The sequence below is a fragment of the Serratia entomophila genome (assembly GCF_021462285.1).
Lineage (GTDB): Bacteria > Pseudomonadota > Gammaproteobacteria > Enterobacterales > Enterobacteriaceae > Serratia > Serratia entomophila.
Map to the genome: position 1 here is coordinate 1,124,463 of NZ_CP082787.1, position 11,185 is coordinate 1,135,647.

At 57.6% G+C, this 11,185-nt stretch carries 14 protein-coding genes; 7 read left to right on the top strand and 7 right to left on the bottom strand.

Features of this window, described 5'->3' with window-relative positions:
* The first annotated feature begins 264 nt into the window (after positions 1-264).
* Positions 265-1,689 carry an N-acetylglucosamine-binding protein GbpA gene (gene gbpA / locus KHA73_RS05410; RefSeq protein WP_234589593.1) on the top strand — a complete coding sequence of 475 codons (1,425 nt, stop codon included), beginning with the start codon at positions 265-267 and terminating at the stop codon, positions 1,687-1,689.
* A 60-nt stretch (positions 1,690-1,749) separates the two neighbouring features.
* Positions 1,750-2,286, top strand: coding sequence for a cytochrome b (locus KHA73_RS05415; RefSeq protein ID WP_234589594.1), 537 nt, complete (start codon positions 1,750-1,752; stop codon positions 2,284-2,286).
* Positions 2,287-2,330: 44 nt separating this feature from the next.
* Here KHA73_RS05415 and KHA73_RS05420 read toward each other — a convergent pair whose 3' ends face one another.
* A complete protein-coding gene (locus tag KHA73_RS05420) occupies positions 2,331-3,674 on the bottom strand; it encodes an NCS2 family permease (RefSeq protein ID WP_234589595.1) in 1,344 nt (447 codons plus the stop codon).
* A gap of 37 nt (positions 3,675-3,711) precedes the next feature.
* Complete coding sequence (locus KHA73_RS05425) at positions 3,712-5,490, bottom strand: adenine deaminase (RefSeq protein ID WP_234589596.1); 1,779 nt, start codon at positions 5,488-5,490, stop codon at positions 3,712-3,714.
* A 134-nt stretch (positions 5,491-5,624) separates the two neighbouring features.
* Between KHA73_RS05425 and KHA73_RS05430 the strand changes: the two genes are divergently transcribed.
* A complete protein-coding gene (locus tag KHA73_RS05430; RefSeq protein ID WP_234589598.1) occupies positions 5,625-6,554 on the top strand; it encodes a LysR family transcriptional regulator in 930 nt (309 codons plus the stop codon).
* A 77-nt stretch (positions 6,555-6,631) separates the two neighbouring features.
* On the opposite strand, the gene KHA73_RS05435 is transcribed toward KHA73_RS05430, so the two are convergent.
* The 3 genes from KHA73_RS05435 to KHA73_RS05445 form a co-directional block, all read right to left on the bottom strand.
* The gene (locus tag KHA73_RS05435) at positions 6,632-6,835 is read right to left on the bottom strand and encodes an HHA domain-containing protein (RefSeq protein WP_061796337.1); all 204 of its coding nucleotides are present in this window, start codon (positions 6,833-6,835) and stop codon (positions 6,632-6,634) included.
* A gap of 51 nt (positions 6,836-6,886) precedes the next feature.
* Complete coding sequence (tomB, locus tag KHA73_RS05440) at positions 6,887-7,255, bottom strand: Hha toxicity modulator TomB (RefSeq protein ID WP_234589600.1); 369 nt, start codon at positions 7,253-7,255, stop codon at positions 6,887-6,889.
* A gap of 159 nt (positions 7,256-7,414) precedes the next feature.
* Positions 7,415-7,768, bottom strand: a complete 354-nt coding sequence (locus KHA73_RS05445) for a hypothetical protein (RefSeq protein ID WP_234589601.1) — start codon at positions 7,766-7,768, stop codon at positions 7,415-7,417.
* A 270-nt stretch (positions 7,769-8,038) separates the two neighbouring features.
* Between KHA73_RS05445 and KHA73_RS05450 the strand changes: the two genes are divergently transcribed.
* The 4 genes from KHA73_RS05450 to KHA73_RS05465 are packed head-to-tail and all read left to right on the top strand — an operon-like array spanning position 8,039 to position 10,647.
* A complete protein-coding gene (locus tag KHA73_RS05450; protein ID WP_234589603.1) occupies positions 8,039-8,179 on the top strand; it encodes a hypothetical protein in 141 nt (46 codons plus the stop codon).
* Positions 8,176-8,889 carry a metal ABC transporter ATP-binding protein gene (locus KHA73_RS05455; RefSeq protein ID WP_234589605.1) on the top strand — a complete coding sequence of 238 codons (714 nt, stop codon included), beginning with the start codon at positions 8,176-8,178 and terminating at the stop codon, positions 8,887-8,889. Before KHA73_RS05450 ends, KHA73_RS05455 begins: the two co-directional genes overlap by 4 nt.
* Complete coding sequence (locus KHA73_RS05460; RefSeq protein ID WP_234589606.1) at positions 8,886-9,743, top strand: metal ABC transporter permease; 858 nt, start codon at positions 8,886-8,888, stop codon at positions 9,741-9,743. The genes KHA73_RS05455 and KHA73_RS05460 overlap by 4 nt, the downstream gene beginning before the upstream one ends.
* Positions 9,744-9,768: 25 nt before the next feature.
* Entirely contained in the window at positions 9,769-10,647 is an 879-nt protein-coding gene (locus tag KHA73_RS05465) for a metal ABC transporter solute-binding protein, Zn/Mn family (RefSeq protein WP_234589608.1), read from the top strand.
* Positions 10,648-10,754: 107 nt separating this feature from the next.
* Here the strand turns inward: KHA73_RS05465 and ykgO are convergent, their stop codons facing one another.
* Together ykgO and KHA73_RS05475 are read right to left on the bottom strand one after the other, a co-directional pair.
* Positions 10,755-10,895 carry a type B 50S ribosomal protein L36 gene (gene ykgO, locus KHA73_RS05470; RefSeq protein WP_012005563.1) on the bottom strand — a complete coding sequence of 47 codons (141 nt, stop codon included), beginning with the start codon at positions 10,893-10,895 and terminating at the stop codon, positions 10,755-10,757.
* 12 nt (positions 10,896-10,907) lie between these two features.
* Positions 10,908-11,162 (bottom strand): type B 50S ribosomal protein L31, encoded by a 255-nt coding sequence (locus tag KHA73_RS05475; RefSeq protein ID WP_234589610.1) that lies wholly within the window; start codon positions 11,160-11,162, stop codon positions 10,908-10,910.
* Between the last annotated feature and the right edge of the window lie 23 nt (positions 11,163-11,185).

Sequence of the window (11,185 nt, forward strand, 5' to 3'; positions counted from 1 at the left end):
TGAAGAGGTGTTTATTATTAAGCATTCTAACCCCGGCTAAATAACCTTTCAATATGCGGAGCGCTTTTTAAGCGTTATTTAAAACCTTTAAGATAGCGATGGCCATTAGTCTTCATTAACTTAATGCAACCTAAGTGTCGGGGCTATTTTTCTTCAGGGTATTATTTCAGGGCGGAATTTCCGCATTTCTTAGAACAGTAAATGATTCGGCTGGGAATTATTTGGTTCTCTCGGTTGAAACCAAGAAATTAAACTGGAGTAATAATGAAATTATCAAAAATTGCCCTGATGATGGCAACGCTCGCCGCGTCTTCGGCCGCTTGGTCACACGGTTATATTGAGGTGCCAGAGAGCCGCGCCTATAAATGCAAGTTGGGTTCCAACACCGACTGCGGCCGCGCGCAGTGGGAACCGCAGAGCGTTGAGCAAGAGTCCGGCTTCCCGTTTAAAGACAAACCGCGCGACGGCCAGCTGGCCAGCGGCGGCGTGGGCGGCTTTGAGCCGCTGGACCGTCAGGGCACCAACCTATGGGCGCTGAATACCATCAAGGCCGGCCCGCAGGCCTTCACCTGGTACCATACCGCCAAGCATAAAACCAACAACTGGCGTTACTACATCACCAAGCAGAACTGGGACGTGAACAAGCCGCTGTCGCGCGATGCCTTCGAGAAAGAACCTTTCTGTGAGGTTGACGGCCATGCCCAGCCGCCAAAAGATCGTGAGGTTCACCAGTGCGTGGTGCCGGAAAGAACCGGTTACCAGGTGATTTATGGCGTATGGGAAATTAACGACACGGTAAACAGCTTCTATCAGGTGGTCGACGTTAACTTTGAAGACGGCGGCATCGTTTCCGAGTGGAACAAGCAGCTGCAGGGGCAAATCAACGGTAAAGATCTGCAGGTTGGCGACAAGGCCATCGCGCGTTTCTTCAGCGATGACGGCGAAGTCACCGCCATGCAGACCGAAATCGCCATCGTCAACGAGCAGCTGACCGACAAAAACCGCTGGAGCCTGGCGCTGGCGGAAAAAATCAACGCCGGCCATAAAGACGTGCGCGCCGGGGTTAAAGACAAGGACGGCAACGTCAACCCAATCGCCGGCAATAACTATGTCTTCGCCAAAAAAGGCAGCTCCCTGACGAACGTGCTGATTTCTTATGAGGAAGAGGCGCCGAGCATTACCGAAGAGATCCGCCTCGGCGGCCTGTCCAGCACCAAGATCAAAGACGGCAAATCAAACCTGACCTTCACTGCCGAGGTGAAGGGCAAGCTGACCCTCGAGGCGCGCGTATACGATCATCACCAGGTTGAGAAGGGTTACCTGAAGACCCAGCTCGAAGACGCCAGCCAGCCGTTGATCATGGATTTGAACAACGTCAGCGAAGGCCATCATATGCTGAAGGTGATTGCGACCAACGATAAAGGCAACAGCATTCAGCCAGACGTCGAGAACTTCGATCTGGTGGCGGAGTCCACCGGCGGTGGCGGCGGCGACTATAAATACGTGTTCCCGAATGAGCTGAACAAATACGCCGCCGGCACCACAGTGCTGCAGCCGAAGGACGGCAAGGTCTATGAGTGCAAACCTTTCCCTTACAGCGGCTGGTGCGGGCAGTGGAACAGCGGCGCAACGCATTATGAGCCGGGCGTGGGCTCCAACTGGCAGGATGCCTGGGTTGTGAAGAAGTAAGCGACCCGCCAACGAACTGAATATTCAGCGGCCAGCGATGGCCGCTTTTAAGGGGGTTTTATGCCACATCAAACCGAGACGATCGCTATCCGCACGCGCTACGATCTCTTCAGCCGCCTCTTGCATTGGGTGATTGCCGTCACGATGATTTACGTCATGATCGTCGGGTATTCGCTGCACTTTATGCCGAATGAGCGGATATTTACCTTTTTCTCCGAAACCAATATGTCGTTGGCCCTGGTGCTGACGCCGTTGATGGTGATGCGTTTCCTGTGGCGGTATTTCAGGCCGACGGTTCCCTATGGCGAAATGCTGAAAGGACATGGGAAAGGGCTGGTGCACCTGCTGCACGAGATTTTCTACCTGCTGATTTTCGTGGTGTTGGTCAGCGGTTTTTTAATGCTGGAAAAGGGGTTTCAGGTCTTTGGCGTGATAGATTTCCCCCGGCCGGTCACCAACCTGGAAGTGAACAGGTTCTTTTTTACCCTGCATCGCTATTCATGCATCGCGCTGGCGGGAATGATCTTGCTCCACGTGGCGGCGGTGATAAAGCATCAGTGTTTTGAAAAGAATGCCATTCTGCGCCGCATGTTGTAACCCCTGGGGTTTGGCGCGCCGGTTTGTCGGCACGCCGCAGTGGATCAGTGTTTCACCAACGTGGCGAAGTAATAGGCCAGCGGGATCGCCAGCAGGTAGAGCCCGGCCGGCACCTCGCGCCATTTGCCCGCAATCACCTTGATGATGATATAGAACAGCAGCCCGCCGGCGATGCCGGTGCCGAAGCTGTTGGCGATCAGCGTGATCATGACCATCATCAGCACCGGCAGGCCGTCGGTGAAGTTCGCCAGATCCACCTTGCGCAGCCCGCTGAACATATTCAGGCCGATCAGGATCAACGCCGGCGCGGTGGCCTCTTTCGGGATCATCAGGGCGACAGGGGTAAACAGCAGCATCAGCAAGAACATCACCGCCGCCGCCAGCGAGGTCAGGCCGGTTTTGCCGCCGGCCTCCGCCGCCGCCGAAGACTCGATCAGCGCCGTTGCGGCGGGAATGCCGACCCAGGGGCCAAGCGCCGCAGCGATGGAGTCCACCATAAACGGCCGGTTGATGTGCGGCATGTTGCCATGCTCATCCAGCAACCCGGCTTCACCGCCCACGGCCAACGTGGTGCCCATGGTGGAGAAAAACTCCGAGGCGAAAAACACAAACAGGTAGGGCAAAAAGGCGATATTCAGCGCACCGATCATATCGACCTGGCCGAGCACCGGCGTGAGGGAATGCGGCATCGCCATCAGGCTGTCCGGCAGGCGGGTCACGCCGAACGGAATGCCGACCAGCGTAGCGAACAAAATGGCCCACAGGATGGCGCCCGGCACCCGGCGGGCCTGCAGGGCGATGGCCAGAAACAGGCCGCTCAGGGCGATCAAGGCGCCCGGCGCGGTGAAGTCGCCCAGCATCAGCGCGTTGGACTTGGCGTTGGCCAGCACCAGCCCGGCGTTGCGAAAGCCGAGCACCGCCACGAACAGCCCGATCGAGGCGGTCAGCCCCAGCTTGATCGACTGCGGCACCGAACGGGTCACCACCTCACGCAGCCCGAGGCGGGTCAGCGCAAAGAACAAAATGCCGGACCAGCAGGCGATGCCGAGGCCAATCTGCCAGCTGATGCCTTCGCTGCCCGCCAGCGTCACCCCGACCAACACCGAGCCGCCGATGCCGGGCCCGACGATAAACGGCAGGTTACCGTAAAACGCCATTAGCAGCGTGCCGAGCACGAACACCAGAATGGTGCCGGTGGTCGCCGCGCCCTTGTCCATGCCGCCCACCGCCAGCAGGCCGGGGATCACCACCAACAGATAGGCGGCGGCCAGGAAGCCGGTTACCCCGGCCAGGCATTCGGTTTTGACGCTGCTTTGCCGCGCGTGCAGTTGAAAACGCCGCTGCAGCCAGCTCCCCGGCGTTGGAGCATTTACTGAATTGTCCGCCATATCGGCAGTCTCCCGTGCTGTCTCATTATCGTAATTATTATTGCGCCGGGGTTTCCCAGCAGGCGATCAGCGGATCGACAATCTGGCGCGTCGCGCCGTCGGTCAGGCCGAGATCGGTCAGGTGCGGCCCGGCGTTGCACGCCAGGCAGGTGCCTTCTATCGCTTTGAAAACCCGATAGGGCGGTTCCCAGTCGGCCACCTGCGCGCTGAGTTCGCGCAGGTTTTTAAATTGCCGCGCCAGCTCGGCGGCGGGTAAGTCGGACAGCATGCCGGCGATCGGCATCGCCACCTGCGCCAGCAGCGCGCCGTTTTGGCTGAGGGCCATGCCGCCGCCGCTGGCGATCAGCGCGTTGGCGGCCAGCGCCATATCCACGGCGTTGCGCCCCAGCACCACCAGGTTGTGCGAATCATGCGAATAGCTGGTGGCGATGGCGCCGCGCAGTTCCCCCCAGCCTTCCAGCAGCGCCAGCTGCGGCTTGGCTGGGTGGCGGCCGTGGCGGTGCTGTACCCAGATCAGGCTAAAACCGGGCGGGAGCTGCACTTCACCTGCACGTACCTCGACCGTGGTTTCGCTCCACTGGGTGAAGCGGGCGCCTTTGATATGGCGCAGCGTCGCCTGCCCGTGGCGGATGCCCGGAATTTTCATGATAAAGTCGGCGGCGGCCAGCGGTGGCAAACGCAGCGTATCGCGCGGCGCCGTCACCGCCGGGGTGTCGCTCAGCGGCGCCAGCAATTTCTCCTGCTGCGCCGTCAGTTTTCCCGCTACGTACACCGCCCGAGCCTTAAGCTGCGACAGCGAATCAAACACCACCAGGTCGGCGATACGCCCGGCGGCAATCAGCCCCAGGTCGTTGCGCTGCAGGCGAATGGCGGCATTGAGCGTTGCCATTCGCAGCGCGTCGGTTGCCGGCAAGCCATGCTCAATCAACAGGTTGAGCAGGGCGATGATGCCGCCTTTCTCCAGCAGGATATCCGGCGGCACGTCGTCGGTGCACAGGGTGATTTGCGAAGACAGATGCGGCAGCGTCAGCAGCGCCGCGACAATTTCCGGCAGCAGATAAGGGTGCGAGCCGCGGATCTCCAGCGTCAGGCCGGCGCGCAGTTTTTCCAGCGCATCGGCGGCGGAAGTCAGCTCGTGATCCGAAGTGACGCCGGCCGCCAAATAGGCCTGCAGTTGGGCGCCGCTTAGCCCGCGTGCGTGGCCTTCGATCAGTTTGCCGCTGTTCAGGCCGGCGTTAAGGATTTCCAACATCCGTTCGCTGCCGTTGAGCACGCCGTGCATGTCCATCACTTCGGCGACGCCGGCCACTTCGGGCCAGGCCAGCATGGTCTCCATTTCCTCTCCGGCGAAGTCGGCGCCGGACATCTCCAGGCCGGGAGTGGAGGGCACGCTGGACGGCGCCGCGCAAATGACCCGCAGCGGCAGGCCGCGGCTGGCGTCGATGGCATAGCGCACGCCGGCGACGCCAAGCACGTTGGCCAGCTCATGCGGATCCCAAAAAATGGTGGTGGTGCCCTGCGCAACCACGATCTCGGCATAGCGCGCCGGCGGCAGATGCGAACTTTCTACGTGTACATGGGTGTCAATCAGCCCAGGGCAGAGATAGGCGCCGGCCAGATCCTGAATTTCCGCGGCGTCCGCTGCGGTGCCGCAGGGGTGAACGCTGGCAATCAGCGAGCCGACGATGCCGACGTCGGCCGGGCGAATTTCGCCGGTCGCCATGTCGACCAGCGCCGCGTTGGTCAGCAACAGATCGTAGGGAGCCTGCCCCAGCGCGGCCTTGATTGCGCGCCGGCGTTCGGAATAAGAGGTCATGGTAGTTACCTGCATGATGACAGGGGAGTTACTCTAGGGGGGCTGCCGGGGTTTGCCCAGATGATTTAATTTATTGCGTGATAAGAAACGTTTATGCTGTGGCAAACGTTTCCCTGCCCTGACGGAAGGCTGATATGTCCGAACCCTGGCGCCGTCTGCCCGCGCTCTCTTTAAAGCAGATCCAATACTTCGTGACGCTGGCGCAGTTGCGGCATTTTACCGATACCGCGAACCGTTTGGCGATCAGCCAACCGGCGTTGAGCAGCGCGCTGCGGCAGGTTGAATCCGTGCTGGGGGGCAAACTGATGAACCGTACCGCCTCTGCGGTGACGCTGACAGAATTGGGCACGGCTATTCTGCCGCACGCCGAACGCGTGTTGAACGTGGCGCAGGCGGCATTCGACGACATGCAGCGCATCGTGCTGGCGGGGGGCGACGGCACCTTGCGCGTTGGGCTGGTGCCCTCGGTCGGCAGTCTGCTGTTCCCGGCGGTGCCGCAGCTGTTGGCCGAGCATTTTCCCCGCTTGCGCATCGAGTTTCACGATCAAACCAATGACTCTCTGTTGCTGCAGTTGGAGAACGGCCAGATTGACTTTGGCATAGGCGCGCTCGACAGCTCGGTGCCGGACAGCCTGGAAATACACCCGCTGCAGGAAGATCCTTTCGTGGTGGTCATGCGGCGCGACGATCCTCTGGCGGAATCGCATCATCTGCCGTGGCGGCAGTTATCCCGGCGCAATATTGCGGTTTTTTCGAAGGGTAATATCAGCCGATTGGTATTGGCGTTGGCGGAAAGCCATCGCCTGAATTTAACTGCCGCGTATCAGGTGGACTTTCTCGAGACATTATATGGGTTAGTGCGTTCGAATTTAGCGGTGGCTATTTTGCCGCAGCTTTATACCGTGCATCTGCAGGACGAGGAATTAACCGTGGTTCATCTGCAACAACCATTACTCAGCCGCACCATTGCATTAATGCGCAGCGCTCATCAAAGCCGCCCGCCATTAATAGAAAATTGTTTTCAGCTATTATTGCAGGAATTTCAAAAAAGAATGAAGCCTTAGCAAGTCAATAAGATAAATACTAAAAAAACGGGCATTGAGGCCGACAACCGCATCGGCTCAACGCGTTGCTGCCTGGGTTATCTTACGTACTTCCAAACGGCCGTGGGGATTTTATCATACAGTTTGTTCATGGTGAGTTCCGCCAGGCGATGATCGGCGGCCGAGTAAAACAGCTCCAGCTCATCGTCGGAAAGCTCATACTTATTCTTCTCAATAACGCGTTCGAGGGTGTCAATGGTGGTGCATTTACGCAAACGCATTAGATAGTCGATTTTTGTCATGATGGCCTTTAATTTTATAAACCGCTAAATAGGTTGGGGAATAATTATCCCCTAAGTTTTCATTGTCGTACAGATGCCCTCTCCTGAGAACATTCTGAATAATCTCGCCTTGGTTTTTTGCCAACGACGAAGATCGGAATCATTGATACCGTAGCTGCTGAACAACGTATAGGTATCGTCGAGATATTCTTCGACTAACTCCGACAGGTCTGTTTCATCCATGTATTTAATTTTATAACTCATCACAAACGAAGCAATATGTTCAATCAACTCATTAAGCTGGAGGTTGACGGAAGAGGTTGGATCGTTCACCCACCCGTGGTGGCTGTCTCCCAGGGTGGCGATGCCTTCATCATACAAATTTTCGCACAAGAATTTGAGTTGAGCAATATCATGTCGCTTAGGCGAATACTCATCCATATCATCCCCTCCGTAAGTCTTAATTTCGGTGTTGATAACACTATGTGAGTAAGCTGATTTACATCATGGACGGAGGCAGCTTAACGGTAACTAAATAAACTTCTCGTCTAATGAATATAAATCATTTTTTCGTGTCTGGCCTGCTGTTATTACGTAAACTTACAATTCATCTGCGGTTGATGGGCGTGAGTTATCAATGATGTCGAAGGTTAATCCCCGCTCGCTCAGCTTGAACCCGACGCTGTCGCTGTTGAATGCATCTGCATTGATATCCAGACAGGCGTTGAAAATTTGCCATTTATAGCGATAACTCATTGAATAATCGCCATTGCCTGTCTCTTTTATATCAAGTATTTCTAATGAATCTTCTACATAGCGCGCACTTTCTGAATAAAAGCTCAGTCCGCTGGTCAATGCAGGCACTAACTCGGTTATTTTACCCTCGATCACTTTCTTTAGTTTTTTAACAGAAAGTGCGCTGGTTTTCAGATCGCAAGCAAGGATTACGTGCATTAACGTCGAGCCGGAGAGCAATTTAATCCGTTTATCTTACTCCTTTTTACCGGCCGCCGGTAAAAATTTCGCTTTGCCGATGCTTTTTTTACCTTAAAAGCACATTTCCCTAATGGAGTAATAACCCTGAGTTTTTTCCGTATATCCATACGCTGAGGGGCAGCTGCCGGGCTGTTACGTTCCGTTGCATTATTGCCGGGCGGAGGGCTTGAGCTGACGCATGATTTGTGATGTTATATTATAACAATTTCTTTGCTTTTGGCTAAAACATTGACTCCCACACCACGCGATGACGCAGCGCCGTTCCTGAACTCGTTATTTACCGCCTCCGCCATCGTGCGTTGCGGGGTTGCCGCCATACTGCTGGCCCTGCTGTGGCTGGGCATTTACTGGGCGGTAGCGCTGCCATGATCGCTTTGCAACAGGCCGAGATTGGCTATGGCGCCGCGCCTTTGTTTCCAGCGCTCAGCGGCCATTTTGCCTCAGGTTCCCTGACGGCGGTGGTCGGGGTTAACGGCGCAGGCAAATCGACATTGCTGAAAACGCTGGCAGGGTTGCAGCCGTTGCAGGGCGGCAGCCTGCATTTTAGCGGCGGCAGGCCGCCACGCATGGCCTATTTGCCCCAGCAGGCGGAGCTGGATCGCCAGTTCCCGATCCTGGTCAGCGATCTGGTGGCGATGGGCGCTTGGTCGCAAAGCGGTATCTTCGGCGGGTTGAGCCAACGCGTGGCGCGGCAGATAGCCGAGGCGTTGGCAAGCGTCGGCATGACGGCGTTGGCGCGCAGCCCGGTTGGTGAGCTTTCCGGCGGCCAGCTGCAGCGCGTGTTGTTTGCCCGTTTGCTGGTGCAGCAGGCGCCGCTGATCCTGCTGGATGAACCTTTTACCGGCATCGACAGCGCTACCACCCAACTGCTGCTGCAGGTGATCGATCACCTGCACCGCCAGGGGCGCACGCTGATCGCCGTACTGCACGATATGTCGATGGTGGCCAATCACTTCCCCCAGGCGCTGTTGCTGACCCCGCAGTGCTGCCACTGGGGGGATGCCGATCGGGTGCTGGAGCATATTCCGGCGCTGAACGTCGCCAGCCGGCCCCACTGCCTTAAGGCGGTAGCGCCATGATGTTGCTGCATGCGTTGATCGATCCCTTCGCTTCCTTCGGTTTTATGCGCCGTGCGCTGGTGGCCTGCCTGGCGCTGTCGCTCAGCGCCGCGCCGCTGGGCGTCTTTTTGCTGCTGCGGCGCATGAGCCTGGTGGGTGATGCGCTGTCGCATGCGGTATTGCCCGGCGCGGCGATAGGCTATCTGATTTCCGGCATGTCGCTGGTGGCGATGGGCGTCGGCGGCTTTATCGCCGGGCTGGCGGTGGCGATGCTGTCCGGGCTGGTCAGCCGCCGCACGCCGCTAAAAGAAGACGCCAGCTTCGCCGGTTTCTATCTGGGATCGCTGGCGTTGGGGGTCACGCTGGTATCGCTGCGCGGTTCCAGCGTCGATCTGTTGCACGTGCTGTTTGGCTCGATTCTGGCGGTGGACACTCACGCCATGCTGATGGTCGGCGCAATCACCAGCTTTTCTCTGATATCGCTGGCGGTGCTGTACCGCGCGCTGGTGATCGAATCTTTCGACGCCACTTTCCTGCGGGTCAGCGCGCCGCGCCTGCTGGCGTTGATACAGGGGCTGTTTCTGGCGCTGGTGGTGATCAATCTGGTGGCGGGCTTTCAAATCCTCGGCACCCTGATGTCGGTCGGGCTGATGATGTTGCCCGCCGCCAGCGCGCGCTTTTGGGCGCGCAACCTGCCACACACGTTGGCGGCGGCGATGGGTATCGGCATGCTCTCCAGCCTGATTGGCCTGGAATGGTCATATTACGCCTCATTGCCCGCCGGCCCGGCGATCGTGCTCAGCGCCAGCCTGATCTTTTTTGTTTCGATTCTGTTTGGAACGCGCGGCGGGATCTACTCCCTCGCGCGCCGTTGAGAAGTGCCATATGCAAGGAGAAAGTATGAAATGTTTACCTATATCGCTGGCGGTCGCTGCTCTGCTGTCCAGCCCAATGGCGATGGCGAAGACCGTCGACGCCGTCGCCAGCTTTTCCATCCTCGGCGATATCGTCAAGCAGGTGGGGGGAGAGCATGTCAAGGTCAGCACCCTGGTGGGGCCAGACGGCGATCCGCACGGCTTTGAACCTTCACCGCAAGACAGCAAGCTGCTGTCGCAGGCCGAGGTGGTGTTCGTCAGCGGTTTGGGGTTGGAAGGGTGGATCGATCGCCTGGTGAGCGCCTCGGGTTATCGGGGGCCGGTGATCACCGCGTCACGGGGAATTGATTCGCGGAAAATGGAAGAAGACGGCAAGCAGGTGACCGATCCTCACGCCTGGAACAGCATGAAAAACGGCGTGCACTACGCCACTAACGTGATGAATGCGCTGATCGCCGCCGATCCGCAAGACGCCAACTACTTCCGCCAGCGCGGCGCGGAGTATATCCAGCAGCTGCACAAGTTGGATCTGTGGGCAAAAACGCAGTTTGCCGCAGTACCCCAGCAGAAGCGCAAGGTGCTGACCAGCCATGATGCTTTCGGTTATTTTGGGCAAGAGTATGGCGTCACCTTCCTTGCCCCGGTCGGTTTCTCCACTGAGGCCGAAGCCAGCGCCAGCGACGTGGCCGGCCTGATCAAACAGATCAAGCAGGAGCGGGTTAACGCCTACTTTATCGAGAACCAGACCGATCCGCGCCTGGTGAAGCAGATTGCCGCCGCCACCGGCGCTAAGGCCGGCGGCGAGCTGTACCCGGAAGCCTTGTCCAAAGCCAACGGCCCGGCGGCCACCTATGCAGAGGCGTTCAAGCACAATGTCGATGCGCTGCTCGGCAGCATGAAATAACGCATTCGCCCTGTCGCTGCGGCAGGGCGCTTGCGGCGTTCGCTCTTTCTCCATAAAAAAAGCCCCGTTGAGCAGCAACGGGGCTTTGCGACAGATGACATCTCGGGTTAACGCTTTTTCTTACGCCCCTGTACCGCTTTGAAACGCGGGTTGGTTTTACAGATCACATAGATGCGGCCCTTACGGCGCACGACTTTGCAATCCGGATGGCGATTTTTCGCCGAACGCAATGAACTCAAAACCTGCATGCTGATCCCTCGTTACTTCTTGCCGATAAAGCGGCCAAAACGCTGCTGGAAGCGCGCAGTGCTGCCTTCTTTAGAAAACTCTTTCTGCTTGCCGGTGTAATACGGATGCGAAGCGGAAGAGACGTCGATGGTGACATACGGCCAGCTTGCGCCATCCAGTTCAATGGTGCGATCGGTCTTGATGGTTGATCCCACTTTGAAATAGGCGTCGGCGCTCAGGTCGTGGAACACCACGGTACGGTAGTCAGGATGGATGCCTGCTTTCATGATGCACTCCAATGTAATGTTAT

Coding starts and splice junctions, on each gene's coding strand:
- gbpA (WP_234589593.1), top strand. CDS start 265: ATGAAATTATCAAAAATTGCCCTGATGATGGCAACGCTCGCCGCGTCT.
- KHA73_RS05415 (WP_234589594.1), top strand. CDS start 1,750: ATGCCACATCAAACCGAGACGATCGCTATCCGCACGCGCTACGATCTC.
- KHA73_RS05420 (WP_234589595.1), bottom strand. CDS start 3,674: ATGGCGGACAATTCAGTAAATGCTCCAACGCCGGGGAGCTGGCTGCAG.
- KHA73_RS05425 (WP_234589596.1), bottom strand. CDS start 5,490: ATGACCTCTTATTCCGAACGCCGGCGCGCAATCAAGGCCGCGCTGGGG.
- KHA73_RS05430 (WP_234589598.1), top strand. CDS start 5,625: ATGTCCGAACCCTGGCGCCGTCTGCCCGCGCTCTCTTTAAAGCAGATC.
- KHA73_RS05435 (WP_061796337.1), bottom strand. CDS start 6,835: ATGACAAAAATCGACTATCTAATGCGTTTGCGTAAATGCACCACCATT.
- tomB (WP_234589600.1), bottom strand. CDS start 7,255: ATGGATGAGTATTCGCCTAAGCGACATGATATTGCTCAACTCAAATTC.
- KHA73_RS05445 (WP_234589601.1), bottom strand. CDS start 7,768: ATGCACGTAATCCTTGCTTGCGATCTGAAAACCAGCGCACTTTCTGTT.
- KHA73_RS05455 (WP_234589605.1), top strand. CDS start 8,176: ATGATCGCTTTGCAACAGGCCGAGATTGGCTATGGCGCCGCGCCTTTG.
- KHA73_RS05460 (WP_234589606.1), top strand. CDS start 8,886: ATGATGTTGCTGCATGCGTTGATCGATCCCTTCGCTTCCTTCGGTTTT.
- KHA73_RS05465 (WP_234589608.1), top strand. CDS start 9,769: ATGAAATGTTTACCTATATCGCTGGCGGTCGCTGCTCTGCTGTCCAGC.
- ykgO (WP_012005563.1), bottom strand. CDS start 10,895: ATGCAGGTTTTGAGTTCATTGCGTTCGGCGAAAAATCGCCATCCGGAT.
- KHA73_RS05475 (WP_234589610.1), bottom strand. CDS start 11,162: ATGAAAGCAGGCATCCATCCTGACTACCGTACCGTGGTGTTCCACGAC.